Raw genomic sequence first — 14,827 nt, forward strand, 5'->3', positions numbered from 1 at the left:
TCGCGCCTGTTCGCATATGCGCGAAAAGTGGCGATAACCCTCTGCGCGACGCCGTTCCGTATTGCCTCGCTTATCTATTCCCCGAAAAGCGAAGAGAACCGAAAATGGGGGTTTTCTTTTATGCGCGGGGTTGCGATGATCCGGTAAGGATTTGGGAGGATCCAGTGTGAGCGATGACACGGATATCCGTGACCTGTTGGTCATCGGCGGTGGCATTAACGGCTGCGGCATCGCGCGCGATGCTGCCGGTCGTGGCCTGTCGGTGACGCTGGTCGAGATGTCCGACCTCGCCTCTGCCACATCCTCCGCTTCCACCAAGCTCTTTCACGGTGGTCTGCGCTATCTGGAATATTTCGAGTTCCGCCTCGTGCGCGAGGCACTGATCGAACGCGAGACATTGCTGCGGGCGATGCCGCACATCAGCTGGCCGATGCGTTTCGTGCTGCCCTATTCTGAAGACATGCGGTTCGAGAACGACACGCCGACATCGAAGCTGATGTCGACGGTCATGCCATGGACGCGCGGACGACGTCCGTCTTGGCTGATCCGGCTGGGGCTGCTGATGTATGATACCCTCGGCGGGCGCAAGATCCTGCCCGGCACCCGGACGCTGGACCTGACCCACGGTCCGGAGGGAGCCCCGCTGATCGACAGTTTCACGAAAGCCTATGAATACAGCGATTGCTGGGTCGAGGATTCGCGCCTTGTGGCCCTGAACGCCCGCGACGCCGCCGACCGGGGGGCGACCGTTCTGACCCGTACGAAGGCGGTTTCCGCCAGAACGGATGACGGTATCTGGACCGTAACGTTGGAGGATGCCGGTACCAGTGCATCGCGGCAGGTGCGGGCACGCATGGTCGTCAATGCCGGCGGACCGTGGGTCGGGCAGATCCTGCGTCAGCAGATGGGGTCGAACAGCCATGACGACGTGCGCCTCGTCCGTGGCAGTCACATCGTCACCCGGCGACTGTTCGATCACGACAAATGCTACTTCTTTCAGGGCACCGACGGGCGCATCATGTTCGCGATTCCCTACGAGACGGATTTCACCCTGATCGGCACCACGGATCAGGAACATCACGACGCGTCGGAAAAACCGGTGTGCACCCCGGAAGAACAGGCCTACATGATTGATTTCGTGAATGCCTACCTGAAGGACAAGATCGGCCCGGACGACATCGTCTGGACCTATTCAGGCGTGCGCCCGCTGTATGACGATGGTGCAAGTTCCGCCACTGCCGCAACCCGCGACTACACGCTGAAACTGGATGACAGCGCCGGTGCGCCGGCGCTCAATATTTTCGGCGGCAAGATCACGACCTATCGGAGACTGGCAGAAAGCGCGTTGGAAAAGATCGGCCAGAGACTGGATGTGTCGCAAGGACCGTGGACGGCCGGTGCCCCGATGCCTGGTGGCGACTTTTCCGTAGGCGATGTCGACCAGTTGATCAGCGATCTTGTGCGCGCTTTTCCCTTTCTGACTGACCGCTGGGCCCGCCGTCTGATCCGGGCCTATGGCACAGATGCGGCGCTGATCCTTGGCGATGCCGGGACTGCTGCCGATCTGGGGCAGGACTTTGGCGCGACGTTGACGGCGGCAGAGGTCGACTGGCTGATGACGCACGAATTCGCGTGCACCGCCGAGGATGTGTTGTGGCGGCGCAGTAAGCTGGGCCTGCACGGCGCCGACAGCGCGGCGCTCGATGCCTACATGGTCGCCCGCCGCCCGCAATTAAAGGACATCGCATGACACTGGAACTCGACGGCGTCGGCTACGTCGTGGGCGCGCAGACCTATATTCATCCGACCGACCTGACGCTGGATAAAGGCACGATGAACGTCCTGCTGGGGCCGACGTCGTCCGGCAAGACGACGCTGATGCGGCTGATGGCTGGGCTGGATGTGCCGACGCAAGGGCGTATCCGCTGGAACGGCGAGGACGTGACCGGCATGAGGGTGCAGGACCGGCGGATCGCCATGGTCTACCAGCAGTTCATCAATTACCCGGCGATGACCGTCTATGACAACATCGCGTCCCCCATGAAGCTGATGGGCTTGGACAAGGCCGAGATCGACCGCCGCGTGCGCGAGACGGCCGAGATGATGAAGCTGACGCCGATGTTGCAGCGAAAGCCGCTGGAACTCTCGGGCGGTCAGCAGCAGCGTTGCGCGCTGGCCCGGGCGCTGGTCAAGAACGCGGGACTTGTGCTGCTGGACGAGCCGCTGGCGAACCTCGATTACAAGCTGCGCGAGGAGTTGCGCGCCGAAATTCCGCGCATCTTTGCCGAAAGCGGGTCGATCTTCGTCTACGCTACGACCGAGCCGGAAGAGGCGCTGCTGCTGGGTGGCAACTGCGCAACACTGTGGGAAGGCCGCGTGACGCAGTTCGGCACCACTTCGCTAGTCTATCGCAACCCCACTGACGCTACGACGGCACGCGTCTTCTCCGACCCGCCGATGAACTTCCTGCGCGTGGAAAAGCGCGGTGACCAGATGCATTTCGGCATGGCTGAGACCATGCCTGCCCTCGGGCGCGATGTGGCGGACGGCCACTACATGCTCGGCTTTCGCCCCAATCACCTGACGCTGGACGCCGGCGACGGCCGCATCCGCTTCGACACAGTGCTGAGCGTGATGGAAATCACGGGATCCGAGACCTTCGTCCACCTGCAGCATGGCGACGCCCGCTGGGTGGGCCTGATCCACGGCATCCGCGACCTGAGGCCGGGGCAGGCGCTTCCCGTCTATCTCGATCCCTCGCGGGTCTACCTCTTCGGCGAATCCGGAGACCTTGTCGCGACCGCTCCCTATGCGGAGGCGTCGTAACGTGGCCAAGATCACCCTCGACAACCTCGCGCATTCCTACCTGCCCAACCCGCAGTCCGAGGAAGAATTTGCCCTGAAGGAACTGAACCATGATTGGGTCGACGGAGAGGCCTATGCCCTGCTGGGCGCCTCGGGCTGCGGCAAGTCGACGTTGCTGAACATCATCTCCGGCCTGCTGATCCCCAGTCAGGGCCGCGTGCTGTTTGACGGGCGCGACGTGACGACCTCGCCGACGGCAGAGCGCAATATCGCGCAGGTGTTCCAGTTCCCGGTGGTCTACGACACCATGAGCGTACGCGAGAATCTGGCCTTTCCGCTGAAGAACCGCGGTATGGATGCAGCCGAGATCAAGCGCCGGGTGCAGAAGGTCGCCGCCATGATCGACATGGAGGCGCAGCTCGATCACAAGGCGCGCGGGCTGACGGCGGACGCCAAGCAGAAGATTTCCCTCGGCCGTGGGATGGTGCGGGAGGATGTAAACGCGCTGTTGTTCGACGAACCCCTGACGGTGATCGATCCACACATGAAGTGGGAGCTGCGGACGCAGCTGAAGAAGCTGCATCAGGATTTCGGTCACACGATGATCTACGTGACCCACGACCAGACCGAGGCGTTGACCTTCGCTGACAAGGTCGTGGTGATGTACGACGGCCGCGTCGTCCAGATCGGCACCCCGCAGGAACTGTTCGAGCGTCCCGCGCATACCTTTGTCGGCTATTTCATTGGCTCGCCCGGCATGAACCTCTTCGATGCCGAGGTTGACGGCAGTAGCGCGCGCGTAGGCGACACGGTCATCCCCCTCGACGGCCATTTCATCACAGCCGGGCACACGCAGCTTGGGGTCCGACCGGAGTTCGTCCGCCTGACCTCCGGCGAGGAGGGCATTCCCGCCAGCATCAAGCGCGTGGAGGACGTGGGCCGACACAAGATCATCCGTCTCGATGTGGCCGGTCGCGAAGTCAATGCGGTCGCCGCGGAAGGCGAGGCCATTGCGGCAGACGCGACCCGGATCGTCTTTGCGCCAGAAGGCATCAACGTCTACGCTGACGACTGGCGCATCGCACCCCGGGGGACGTCCGCATGAACAAGACCGTGAATCAGAAGGCTTGGTTCCTTGTCCTGCCGGTCCTGCTGCTGGTCGCCTTTTCGGCCGTCATCCCGCTGATGACCGTGGTGAACTATTCCGTGCAGGACACCTTCGGCAACAACCAGTTCTTTTGGGCCGGCCTGTCGTGGTTCGACGACATGCTGCATTCTGACCGGATGTGGAATGCGCTGGGACGGCAGATGCTGTTTTCGGCGATCATCCTCGCGATCGAGGTGCCGCTGGGTATCTTCGTCGCCCTCAACATGCCGAAGAAGGGCGTCTGGTCGTCCTTCTGCCTCGTCGTCATGTCGCTGCCGCTGCTGATCCCGTGGAACGTGGTCGGAACGATCTGGCAGATATTCGGGCGCGTGGACATCGGGCTGCTGGGCTACACGCTCGACGCGCTCGGCATTGATTACAACTATACCCAGAACACCCTCGACGCCTGGGTGACGGTCATCATCATGGACGTCTGGCACTGGACGTCGCTGGTGGCGCTGCTGGCCTATGCCGGACTGCGGTCGATACCCGATGCCTACTATCAGGCGGCCAAGATCGACCAGGCCAGTCGCTGGGCCGTGTTCCGCTACATCGAACTGCCAAAGATGGCGGGCGTGCTGATGATCGCGATCCTGCTGCGCTTCATGGACAGCTTCATGATCTATACCGAACCCTTCGTGCTGACCGGCGGAGGCCCCGGCAACGCCACGACCTTCCTGTCGATCGACCTTGTGAAGATGGCGCTGGGTCAATTCGACCTTGGCCCCGCGGCGGCGTTCAGCCTGATGTATTTCCTCGTCATCATGGCGATCAGCTGGGTATTCTACACGGTAATGACGACCCTCGATAAAAGGGATGGCAAATGACCGACAGCGCAATCCCCGAGGTCGTCACCGACACCCGCACCATGACGATCGAGACGCCGCGCACCGCGCAACGCAGGTTCCGGCCGTCTGGCAGTACCGTCGTCATGGCGATCTACCTGCTGTTCCTGATGCTGCCGATCTATTGGCTGCTGAACATGAGCCTGAAGACGAACTCGGAAATTCTGGGCACGTTCTCGTTCTTTCCGCGCAACCTGACCTTCGCAAATTACGAGACGATCCTGACGGACCCGAGCTGGTATATGGGCTACGTCAACTCTCTGATCTACGTCGTGATGAATACGGTCATCAGCCTGGCCGTCGCTCTCCCAGCGGCCTATGCCTTCAGCCGCTACAGCTTCATGGGCGACAAGCACCTGTTCTTCTGGCTGCTGACGAACCGGATGGCGCCGCCGGCCGTCTTCGCCCTGCCGTTCTTCCAGCTTTATTCCTCGATCGGGCTGTTCGACACCCATATCGCGGTGGCGCTGGCGCATTGCCTGTTCAACGTGCCGCTCGCGGTCTGGATCCTGGAAGGGTTCATGCGCGGCGTGCCCAAGGAGATCGACGAGACCGCCTATATCGACGGCTATTCCTTCCCGGCGTTCTTCGTGAAGATCTTCACCCCGCTGATCGCCAGCGGCATCGGCGTCGCGGCGTTCTTCTGTTTCATGTTCTCCTGGGTCGAGTTGCTGCTTAGCCGCACGCTCACCTCCGTCGACGCCAAGCCCATCGCCGCCACCATGACGCGCACTGTGGGGGCCGCCGGTGTCGACTGGGGCGTGCTGGCCGCCGCGGGCGTGCTGACCATCGTGCCGGGTGCCTTAGTCATCTACTTCGTGCGAAATTACATTGCCAAGGGCTTTGCCCTGGGACGGGTGTGATGTGCGAGTTGAGAGGGAAACGTAATGCTTGAATGGATGGCATGGACATGGCCAACGGCAGCGTTCTTCATCGTGATCGCCGTGCTGCTGACGACTCTCACGGTGCTGGCGATCCGCTACCCCGAGGTGCCCCGCAAAGGTGTTCTGCGGATCGAGACGACGCGCGGCGACCGGCTGTTCATCACGCTGCTCGGGTCCGCCTTCATTAATCTGGCGTGGTTGGGGCTGGAGCTTGGTCCGCAACCCTACGCGCTGATCGTCTGTCTGGTCTATGCCGCAGCGGTGTTCCGCTGGGTCTAGGTCACGTCAAATCCCGGCGCATTCCACCGCGCCGGATCGCTTGCGTTCAACCAAAAGGGAGGAAACCTATAATGAACGTTCTTTACAGATCCACCACGGCGCTGGGACTGGCACTTGCCCTGACCCAACCTGCCTGGGCCGACATGGCCGCGGCCACATCGTTCCTTGACGCCGAAATCGGCGATGTGTCCACCCTGTCCCGTGCGGATCAGGAAGCCGAAATGCAGTGGTTCATCAACGCCGCCAAGCCCTTTGCCGGGATGGACATCAATGTCGTATCCGAAACCATCACGACGCATGAATACGAAAGCCAGGTCCTAGCCCCGGCATTCAGCGCGATTACCGGCATTAATGTCACCCATGACCTGATCGGCGAAGGCGACGTGGTCGAGAAGCTGCAGACCCAGATGCAGTCGGGCGAGAACATCTATGACGCCTACGTCAACGACTCCGACCTAATTGGCACCCACTGGCGTTATCAGCAGGTCCGCAACCTGACCGACTGGATGGCCGGCGAAGGCGCCGACGTGACCTCGCCCACGCTGAACCTCGACGACTTCATCGGGACCGATTTCACCACGGCGCCCGACGGCAAGCTCTATCAGCTTCCCGACCAGCAATTCGCGAACCTCTACTGGTTCCGCTACGACTGGTTCAACGACGAGCAGAACAAGGCCGACTTCAAGGAAAAGTACGGCTATGATCTGGGCGTGCCGGTGAACTGGTCCGCCTACGAGGACATTGCCGAGTTCTTCACCGGCCGCGATCTGTCGCGCATGGGGGTCGAGGACCAGGTCTATGGCAACATGGACTACGGCAAGAAGGACCCCAGCCTTGGCTGGCGCTACACCGACGCGTGGATGTCGATGGCCGGCATGGGCGACAAGGGTGAACCCAACGGCTTGCCGGTCGACGAATGGGGCATCCGTGTAAACGAGAACTCGCAGCCCGTGGGCGCGTGCGTGACCCGTGGCGGCGCCACGAACTCGCCCGCATCTGTCTACGCCGTGGACAAGGCGATCAAGTGGTTGAAGGACTACTCGCCGCCTTCCGCTGCCGGCATGACCTTCTCGGAGGCCGGTCCGGTTCCTGCACAGGGCAACATTGCCCAGCAGATGTTCATGTACACCACCTTCGTGGCGCCGCTGGTCGCCTCGGACGCGGTGATGAACGAGGACGGCACGCCGAAGTGGCGCCTCGCCCCCAGCCCGCACGGCGTCTACTGGGAAGACGGCATGAAGGTCGGCTATCAGGACGTGGGCAGCTGGACGCTGATGAAGTCCACCCCCGTAGATCGCGCCAAGGCCGCATGGCTTTACGCGCAGTTCGTCACCTCGATGACCGTCGACGTGAAGAAGTCCGACGTGGGCCTGACCTTCATCCGTGAATCGACCATCAACTCCGACCACTTCTCGGAGCGGGCGGACAAGCTGGGCGGTCTGGTGGAATTCTACCGCTCGCCCGACCGCGTGCGCTGGTCGCCCACGGGCACCAACGTGCCGGACTATCCCAAGCTGGCGCAGCTGTGGTGGCAGAACATCGGCGACGCCATGTCAGGTGCGAAAACCTCGCAAGAGGCGCTCGATCAGCTGTGTGCCGACATGGAAAGCGTGATGGAGCGGATCGAACGGTCCGGCGTGCAGGGTGATCTGGGTCCCGTGATGGGCGAGGAGCAGGATGCGCAATACTGGCTCGACCAGCCGGGCGCGCCGAAGCCCAAGCTGGAGAACGAGGACGAAGAGCCGCAGACTATCGGCTACGACGAACTTGTGTCATCCTGGAACCAGTAAAGCCTGAACCTGACCGGGGCGCAGCATCTGCGCCCCGGTTTTTTGCGTAGGTGCGTCGCGCTTTATTATCGTCAAAACAGCAGCTTGATTTCGGCGGCAATCTTCTTGAGACTTGGACCGACGACGACGATGACCTGTTGCGCGGGGCATGTGGGGACATAACGGTGAGGAGGCCGATATGTCGCATAACCCTTACACGCCGCCGCTAGACCGCATCCGTGTCGATAGCCTTCGTCGAAGGCACCTTATGGAGGAAAATCATGAATAATCTGAACATGCTGGCGGCATCGCTGGCGGCCCTGACATTGTCGGGCATGGCGGCGCAGGCCCAAACCGACATCAGCTGGTGGCACGCCATGACCGGCGCGAACTCCGAAGTGGTCGAGAAGATCGCGTCTGACTTCAACGCCAGCCAGAGCGACTACAAGATCAATCCCGTCTTCAAGGGGACCTACCCCGAAACGCTGAACGCCGGCATCGCAGCCTTCCGCGCGGGTCAGGCCCCTGACATCATCCAAGTCTTCGACGTGGGCACCGGCGTGATGATGGGCGCCGAGGGCGCCGTCATGCCCGTGGCGGACGTGCTGACCAACGCCGGCATGACCTTTGACAAGTCCGCATACCTGCCGGGCATCGTGGCCTATTATTCCAAGCCGGACGGCACGATGCTGTCGTTCCCCTACAACTCGTCCTCGCCGATCACCTACTACAACAAGGACATCTTCGAGAAGGCTGGCCTAGATCCGAACACCCCCCCCGAGACCTGGGACGACGTCTGGTCGATGGCGAAGACGATCAAGGAATCGGGCGCGGCCCCCTGTGGCTACACCTCGACCTGGCTGACGTGGATCCATCTGGAAAACTTTGCGGCCTGGAACGACGTGCCCTACGCCACCCAAGGCAACGGGCTGGAGCCGGGTGCCACGCCCGAGCTTGAGATCAATGCGCCGATCTTCGTGAACCACTTCCAGCAGATCGCGGATCTGGCGAAGGACGGCACGTTCAAATACGGCGGCCGCACGTCCGAGGCCAAGCAGATCTTCCTCGCCGGTGAATGCGGCATCTTCACCGAAAGCTCCGGTGGTCTGGGCGACATCGTGAAGTCCGGCATGAATTACGGCATCGGGCAACTGCCCTATGACACTGACGGCAACGGGCCGCAGAATACCATTCCGGGCGGTGCGTCGCTTTGGGTGATGGGCGGCAAGTCGGACGAGACCTACAAGGGCGTCGCCGCCTTCTTCGACTATCTGTCCCAGCCCGATGTGCAGGAATACCTGCATCAGACCTCCGGCTATCTGCCGGTGACAATGGCCGCTTACGAGGCGACGAAGGAAAGCGGGTTCTATGACGAGAACCCGGGCCGCGAGACGCCGATCACCCAGATGATGGGCAAGGAGCCGACCGAGAACTCCAAGGGCGTGCGTTTGCCGAACCTGCCGCAAATCCGCGACATCGAGAACGAGGAGTTCGAGAAGATGCTGTCGGGTGACCAGACCGCGCAGCAGGCCCTCGACAACGCTGTCGAGCGCGGCAACGCCGCCATCAAGGAGGCGATGGGTCAGTGACCCGTGACCGGCCGCCCCGCCCGCGGGGCGGCCGGGTTTTCCCATGAATCGTGCAACATTTCCCCACCGCTTCCTGCCGTGGCTGCTGGTCCTGCCGCAGCTTCTGATCTCGCTCGTGTTCTTCTACTGGCCCGCGCTGCAGGCCATGTGGCAGTCGACGCTGAAAGAGGACCCCTTCGGGCTCAGCTCGAAGTTCGTGGGCCTCGAGAACTTCCGCAAGGTTCTGAGCGATCCCGCCTACCTCAATTCCATCAAGGTGACGGCGTTCTTTTCCGTCGTGACGGCCTTCCTGTCGATGTCCATCGCCCTGCTGCTGGCGGTGCAGGCGGAAAAGGTGCTGCGCGGCAAGGCCTTCTATCGCACGCTCATGATCTGGCCCTATGCCGTGGCCCCCGCCATCGCGGGGATGCTGTGGCTGTTCATGTTCAACCCGTCCTTCGGCACACTTGCCTGGCCGCTGCGCCAGATGGGGATCGACTGGGACCCGCTCCTGAATTCCGGTCAGGCCATGGGTCTTGTGATCGCGGCGGCCAGCTGGAAGCAGATCAGCTACAACTTCCTGTTCTTCGTGGCAGGGCTTCAGGCGATCCCCAAGTCGCTGATCGAGGCGGCGGCCATCGACGGCGCGGGATCGGCACGCCGGTTCTGGACCATCGTGTTCCCGCTGCTGGCGCCCACGACGTTCTTCCTGCTGGTCGTCAATTCCGTCTATGCCCTGTTCGACACCTTCGGCATCATCCACGCGGTGACCGGCGGCGGCCCCGGCAAGGCGACGGAGACGCTGGTCTACAAGGTCTATAACGACGGCTACAACAACTTCCTGCTGGGGTCTTCTGCCGCGCAGTCGGTAATCCTGATGGCCATCGTCATCACCCTAACCGCCTTCCAGTTCAAGTACGTCGAACGCAAGGTGCATTATGGCTGACCTCGGCATGGTGGGATCGTCGAAGCGCAGCCGTGTGGTCGCCCACATCTTCCTCATCCTTGGCGTACTGATCGTGGCCTTCCCGATCTATTACGTCGTCATCGCATCGACCCATACGCTGCAGACCATCCTGCGCCCGCCTTTGCCGCTGTTGCCGGGGGCCGAAGGGCCTGCCAACTACGGCGAGGCCATTTCGGGCGGCATCGGGCGGATCGGCGGGGTCAGCGTCGGGCGGCTACTGGCCAATACTGCCATCGTCGCGGTGGGCATCGCGGTGGGCAAGATCATCATCTCGATGGCTTCGGCCTACGCCATGGTCTTCTTCCGCTTTCCCTTCCGCATGGCCTGCTTCTGGCTGATCTTCATCACCCTGATGCTGCCCGTGGAAGTGCGGATCATGCCGACCTACAAGGTCATGGTGCAGCTGCACCTGATCGACACCTATGCCGGCCTGATCCTGCCGCTGATCGCCTCGGCCACGGCGACGCTGCTGTTCCGCCAGTTCTTCATGACGATCCCGAACGAGCTGCTGGAGGCGGCGCGGGTTGACGGGGCCGGGCCGTGGCGGTTCTTCAAGGACATTTTGCTGCCGTTGTCGACGACCAACATCGCGGCGCTGTTCGTGATCCTGTTCATCTACGGATGGACGCAATACCTGTGGCCGCTGCTGGTCACCAATTCCAATTCGATGAACACCATCGTCATCGCCCTGCGCAAGATGATCTCTTTCGCGGATGCGGATACGCCGTGGAACCTAGTCATGGTGACGGCGGTGCTTGCGATCCTGCCGCCCGTGCTGGTCGTGGTGCTGATGCAACGGTGGTTCGTAAAGGGCCTTGTGGAGACTGAAAAGTAATGGCGACGATTTCCCTGCGCGACGTGCGCAAGACCTATGCCAAGGCAGAGGTCATCCACGGCGTGTCCATCGACGTGCCCGACGGCGAATTCGTCGTGATCGTCGGCCCCTCTGGCTGCGGCAAGTCAACGTTGCTGCGCATGGTCGCGGGGCTGGAGGCGATCACCAGCGGCGAGATCGCCATCGGCGGCCGTGTCGTCAACGATCTGGAACCGCGCGAGCGGGACATCGCCATGGTGTTCCAGAACTACGCGCTTTACCCACACATGACCGTTTTCGACAACATGGCCTACGGCCTGAAGATCGCGAACATGCCGAAGGCAGAGATCAAGGCGCGGGTGGACAGGGCGGCCGGCATGCTGAACCTGTCCGATTTCCTCGACCGCAAGCCGCGAGCGCTGTCGGGTGGCCAACGGCAGCGGGTCGCCATGGGCCGCGCACTGGTGCGCGATCCCGCGGCGTTCCTTTTCGACGAGCCGCTGTCGAACCTCGACGCCAAGCTGCGTGTGCAGATGCGCCTGCAGATCAAGGAGATGCAGCGCACCGTCGGCACCACGTCGCTGTACGTCACCCACGACCAGACCGAGGCGATGACCCTCGCCGACCGCCTGATCGTAATGAACGCCGGTGTGGCAGAGCAGATCGACACGCCAATGGCGATCTACGACCGGCCTGCCAATGTCTTCGTTGCCGGTTTCATCGGATCGCCCGCCATGAATTTTGTCTCCGGCACGCTGGAGGCAGGTCATCTGAAGACCGCCGGCGGTCAGCGCATCGCGCTGCCGGTTCCCGCAGACCAGGCGGGCCGATCGGTCACGATCGGACTGCGGCCGGAACATCTGCAGACGGTCGATGCGGATCATCCGGGCGCCATGGCGCTGCGTGTGCGCGCGGTCGAGACACTTGGCGCGGACGCCTACGCGCATGCGGTGCTGCAGGACGACTCAACGGTCGAGTTGGTCGTGAGGGTGCCCGGCGCCCGACGACTTTCCGAAGGCGAGACCCTGCATGTCGTTCCGGACGCGGACAGCCTTCATGTGTTCGACGCCGCCACCGGCGCGCGCGTCTGATCCCGGTTCACCGGCGGTCTGCAAGGACTGACGCGCTTGGTCCTGTCAGGACGCCTTGCGGGTTTCGGTCTGCTGCCCGCCCATGCCGATGTGATGCTTCAGGATATGTCGGTAAAGGCCGATCCCGAGGCGCGACATCTGCCCCGACTGCTCTGTCCCGTCCAGAGCGCCGAATCCCCGGATATCTCGGTCCTTGCGGGCGATGCGGAAACCCGCCCCAATCTCCGACATTTCGGTAAAGGCGGTCAGTCGATCGGCGGCTTCCCCGCCTTCGTCCAGATCGATCCCGGTCAACAGCAGCATGTGGGCCGGCAACTGGCTGCGCCCGATACGACCGCGCAACTGGTGAAGCTGCGACAGGCCGAAGCGGTCGGCGTTCCAGACCGCCATTGTGTTCGCCCGTCCATTGTCGAGGCCACTTTCGATGATCGATGTGGACAGAAGAACATCGACATCGCCGCTCATGAACGACAGCATCGCAGCTGCCATTTCTTCATCAGGCATCTGGGCGTGCGCGACGATGTAAGAGAAGTCGACCTTGCGTTGCTTCAGGATGGCCTCGAGTTCCGTGACGCCCGCGACCCGGGGGCAGACAATATAGGACTGACCCTGCCGCGCAGTCTCCGTCTCGACTGCGCGCAGGAGGGTGTCGATGTCACGTCCGCAAAGCCGCGTTTCCACGGGTTTGCGGTTCTTCGGCGCGGTCGCCACCACCGATACGTCGACCAGCCCGACTTCTGCCGCGGCCAGGGATCGCGGAATCGGCGTCGCGGTCATGCTCAGCACATGTACGCCGGGCGCAAGATGCCGAAGCTGCGATTTTTGCTCTTCGCCGAACTTCTGTTCCTCGTCGATGATGACCAGCGCCAGTTTGTCAAAAGCGATGGCGTCATCCAGTAGGGCCTGCGTGCCAATGACGACCGCGACGTCGCCGCTTTGCAGACCGTCGAGAATGGCTGTCCTATTCTCCGCCGCAGTCAGGCGGGACAGTTCCGCCACCTTGATGTCGCAGGCCCCCAGCCGGTCGCGGAAGGTATTGAAATGCTGCCGTGCGAGGACGGTGGTGGGCGCCGCGACGACGACCTGATGACCGCAAAGGGCTGCAGCCGCTGCGGCACGGACAGCAACCTCGGTCTTGCCGAAGCCTACGTCGCCGACCAGCAGGCGATCCATCGGGGTCTTGCCTGACAGATCCTGCAGCACCGCCTGAATGGCCCGGTCCTGATCTTCAGTCGGGTGGTGCGCAAAGCTGTCGGTGATCTTCTTGATGGCAGCCGCCTTCGGCTTCAACGGCACGGCGTCGGTGGCGCGGCGCGCGGCATCGATTTCAAGCATGCGATCCGCGCTTTCGCGCAACTCCATGATCATCTCATCGCGCCGTTTCAGCCAATCGCCGGCCTTCAGCCGGTCGAGGGTCAAACTGTCGGCCGGTGCGCCGAAGCGCCAGAAATCCTCGCCCTCGCGGGCGGGCAACATCAGCTTGCCACCGTCACGGTACATGAACGTAGTCAGCGTCTGATCCACATCGCCAAGGTCGCAGTCCATGCGACCGTCGTAACGTGCAAGACCATGTTCGAAGTGAACCACGGCATCGCCGGGTTCCAGTTCGTCCTCTCCGAACAAAAGATCGTGGTCCCGGTCGTCGAGGTGTGAAAGCGCCATGTCGTCCATCCAAAATGCGTGCATCGGATGAACGCGGCGCGGACGGTTTTGATCCATGCCACGGCTGGCTGCGGCACCTGACCGCGGGTCATGAGACCGCGTCTGATCCTTGGCTTCATTCAGGTCAGGAAAGTCCGCCTAGTAGAGGCCCTGAATCTCCAGCGGCAGCTGTCTGACTTCCTGTTCGCGCAGGATCGTGCGTGGGATGGCGGTGGCGTCGGCCTGCCGCAATCGGGTCATCCGGTTGGTGGCGGCGGCCTGGATGTCGGCGCGGTCGCGCAGGATCGTCGGGCGCAAAAAGACAAACAGCGTGCGCCGGCTCTCGCTTGCATTGCGTGACTTGAAGAGATTGCCGACCACGGGAATGTCGCCAAGACCCGGAACCTTCTGTTCGCTGTTCAGACGGTCGTCAGTGATCAGGCCACCCAGCACGACCGTGCCGCCGTTGTCGGCCATCACGGTGGTATTGATGACCCGCCGGTTGGTCACCAGATCTGCGGCGCCTTCGACGTTGCCGTTGACGAGTGAACTGATTTCCTGCTCGATCACCAGCTGCACGACACCGCCGGCGGTGATCCGGGGCACGACGTTCATCGTGATCCCGACGTCCTGCCGTTCGATCGTGGTGAAGGGTGTCAGAGTGTTGCCATCGGTCGCGAAACTGCCGGTGCGGAACGGCACGTTCTGGCCAACGACGATGGTAGCGGGTTCGTTGTCGAGCGTTGTAACCGATGGCGTGGACAGCAGCCGTGCCCGGCTGGAATTGGACAGCGCCTGCACCAGCAGGCCAAAGTCATTGTTGCTCGCCGCCAGTGTCGCGCCGGTGGACAGCGCAACGGAGGCGGGGGCGCCGACGGCAGTCAAAACGCCCTGAAGCGAAACGCCGCCGTTGCTGAAGGAGGTGGCGCCCAGCGAACCCTGCGCCTGCTGCGTGCCGAAGCCGAGTTGGGCGCCCAACCGCTCTGCCACGTCGCCGGAGACTTCGACGATGGCGGC

13 protein-coding genes are annotated in these 14,827 nt (G+C 62.4%); 11 read left to right on the forward strand and 2 right to left on the reverse strand.

Annotated features, from left to right (window positions below):
- The first annotated feature begins 166 nt into the window (after positions 1-166).
- The 11 genes from glpD (at position 167) to BUA54_RS14850 (ending at position 12,169) form a co-directional block, all read left to right on the forward strand.
- On the forward strand, positions 167-1,750 hold the full coding sequence (glpD, locus tag BUA54_RS14800) for a glycerol-3-phosphate dehydrogenase (RefSeq protein ID WP_072858029.1): 1,584 nt from the start codon (positions 167-169) through the stop codon (positions 1,748-1,750).
- A complete protein-coding gene (locus BUA54_RS14805) occupies positions 1,747-2,826 on the forward strand; it encodes an ABC transporter ATP-binding protein (RefSeq protein WP_072858030.1) in 1,080 nt (359 codons plus the stop codon). Before glpD ends, BUA54_RS14805 begins: the two co-directional genes overlap by 4 nt.
- A gap of 1 nt (position 2,827) precedes the next feature.
- Positions 2,828-3,910 (forward strand): ABC transporter ATP-binding protein, encoded by a 1,083-nt coding sequence (locus BUA54_RS14810; RefSeq protein ID WP_072858031.1) that lies wholly within the window; start codon positions 2,828-2,830, stop codon positions 3,908-3,910.
- Complete coding sequence (locus tag BUA54_RS14815; RefSeq protein ID WP_072858032.1) at positions 3,907-4,779, forward strand: carbohydrate ABC transporter permease; 873 nt, start codon at positions 3,907-3,909, stop codon at positions 4,777-4,779. The genes BUA54_RS14810 and BUA54_RS14815 overlap by 4 nt, the downstream gene beginning before the upstream one ends.
- 41 nt (positions 4,780-4,820) lie before the next feature.
- On the forward strand, positions 4,821-5,660 hold the full coding sequence (locus BUA54_RS14820; protein WP_245810695.1) for a carbohydrate ABC transporter permease: 840 nt from the start codon (positions 4,821-4,823) through the stop codon (positions 5,658-5,660).
- Positions 5,661-5,684: 24 nt separating this feature from the next.
- Positions 5,685-5,960, forward strand: coding sequence for a DUF2160 domain-containing protein (locus tag BUA54_RS14825; protein ID WP_072858034.1), 276 nt, complete (start codon positions 5,685-5,687; stop codon positions 5,958-5,960).
- Between the two features lie 71 nt (positions 5,961-6,031).
- Positions 6,032-7,750, forward strand: coding sequence for an ABC transporter substrate-binding protein (locus tag BUA54_RS14830; protein ID WP_072858035.1), 1,719 nt, complete (start codon positions 6,032-6,034; stop codon positions 7,748-7,750).
- 260 nt (positions 7,751-8,010) lie between these two features.
- Entirely contained in the window at positions 8,011-9,318 is a 1,308-nt protein-coding gene (gene ugpB / locus BUA54_RS14835; RefSeq protein WP_072858036.1) for a sn-glycerol-3-phosphate ABC transporter substrate-binding protein UgpB, read from the forward strand.
- 43 nt (positions 9,319-9,361) lie between these two features.
- Positions 9,362-10,243, forward strand: coding sequence for a sn-glycerol-3-phosphate ABC transporter permease UgpA (gene ugpA / locus BUA54_RS14840; protein ID WP_072858037.1), 882 nt, complete (start codon positions 9,362-9,364; stop codon positions 10,241-10,243).
- 7 nt (positions 10,244-10,250) lie between these two features.
- Positions 10,251-11,099, forward strand: coding sequence for a sn-glycerol-3-phosphate ABC transporter permease UgpE (ugpE, locus tag BUA54_RS14845; protein WP_425434977.1), 849 nt, complete (start codon positions 10,251-10,253; stop codon positions 11,097-11,099).
- Positions 11,099-12,169 (forward strand): sn-glycerol-3-phosphate import ATP-binding protein UgpC, encoded by a 1,071-nt coding sequence (locus BUA54_RS14850; protein ID WP_072858039.1) that lies wholly within the window; start codon positions 11,099-11,101, stop codon positions 12,167-12,169. Before ugpE ends, BUA54_RS14850 begins: the two co-directional genes overlap by 1 nt.
- A gap of 45 nt (positions 12,170-12,214) precedes the next feature.
- Here the strand turns inward: BUA54_RS14850 and BUA54_RS14855 are convergent, their stop codons facing one another.
- The gene (locus tag BUA54_RS14855; protein ID WP_178352763.1) at positions 12,215-13,831 is read right to left on the reverse strand and encodes a DEAD/DEAH box helicase; all 1,617 of its coding nucleotides are present in this window, start codon (positions 13,829-13,831) and stop codon (positions 12,215-12,217) included.
- Positions 13,832-13,969: 138 nt separating this feature from the next.
- Positions 13,970-14,827 (reverse strand): type II secretion system protein GspD (locus tag BUA54_RS14860; RefSeq protein WP_425434976.1); only part of this gene is annotated, 858 nt, incomplete at its 5' end.

Origin of the sequence: Loktanella atrilutea, from assembly GCF_900128995.1 — a bacterium.
Taxonomy (GTDB): Bacteria; Pseudomonadota; Alphaproteobacteria; order Rhodobacterales; family Rhodobacteraceae; genus Loktanella; species Loktanella atrilutea.

Excerpts from the sequence above, each read along its gene's own strand:
- BUA54_RS14815 (WP_072858032.1), top strand. The coding sequence starts at position 3,907 with ATGAACAAGACCGTGAATCAGAAGGCTTGGTTCCTTGTCCTGCCGGTC.
- BUA54_RS14820 (WP_245810695.1), top strand. The coding sequence starts at position 4,821 with ATGACGATCGAGACGCCGCGCACCGCGCAACGCAGGTTCCGGCCGTCT.
- BUA54_RS14805 (WP_072858030.1), top strand. The coding sequence starts at position 1,747 with ATGACACTGGAACTCGACGGCGTCGGCTACGTCGTGGGCGCGCAGACC.
- BUA54_RS14855 (WP_178352763.1), bottom strand. The coding sequence starts at position 13,831 with ATGGCGCTTTCACACCTCGACGACCGGGACCACGATCTTTTGTTCGGA.
- ugpA (WP_072858037.1), top strand. The coding sequence starts at position 9,362 with ATGAATCGTGCAACATTTCCCCACCGCTTCCTGCCGTGGCTGCTGGTC.
- ugpE (WP_425434977.1), top strand. The coding sequence starts at position 10,251 with ATGGTGGGATCGTCGAAGCGCAGCCGTGTGGTCGCCCACATCTTCCTC.
- ugpB (WP_072858036.1), top strand. The coding sequence starts at position 8,011 with ATGAATAATCTGAACATGCTGGCGGCATCGCTGGCGGCCCTGACATTG.
- BUA54_RS14825 (WP_072858034.1), top strand. The coding sequence starts at position 5,685 with ATGCTTGAATGGATGGCATGGACATGGCCAACGGCAGCGTTCTTCATC.
- BUA54_RS14850 (WP_072858039.1), top strand. The coding sequence starts at position 11,099 with ATGGCGACGATTTCCCTGCGCGACGTGCGCAAGACCTATGCCAAGGCA.
- BUA54_RS14830 (WP_072858035.1), top strand. The coding sequence starts at position 6,032 with ATGAACGTTCTTTACAGATCCACCACGGCGCTGGGACTGGCACTTGCC.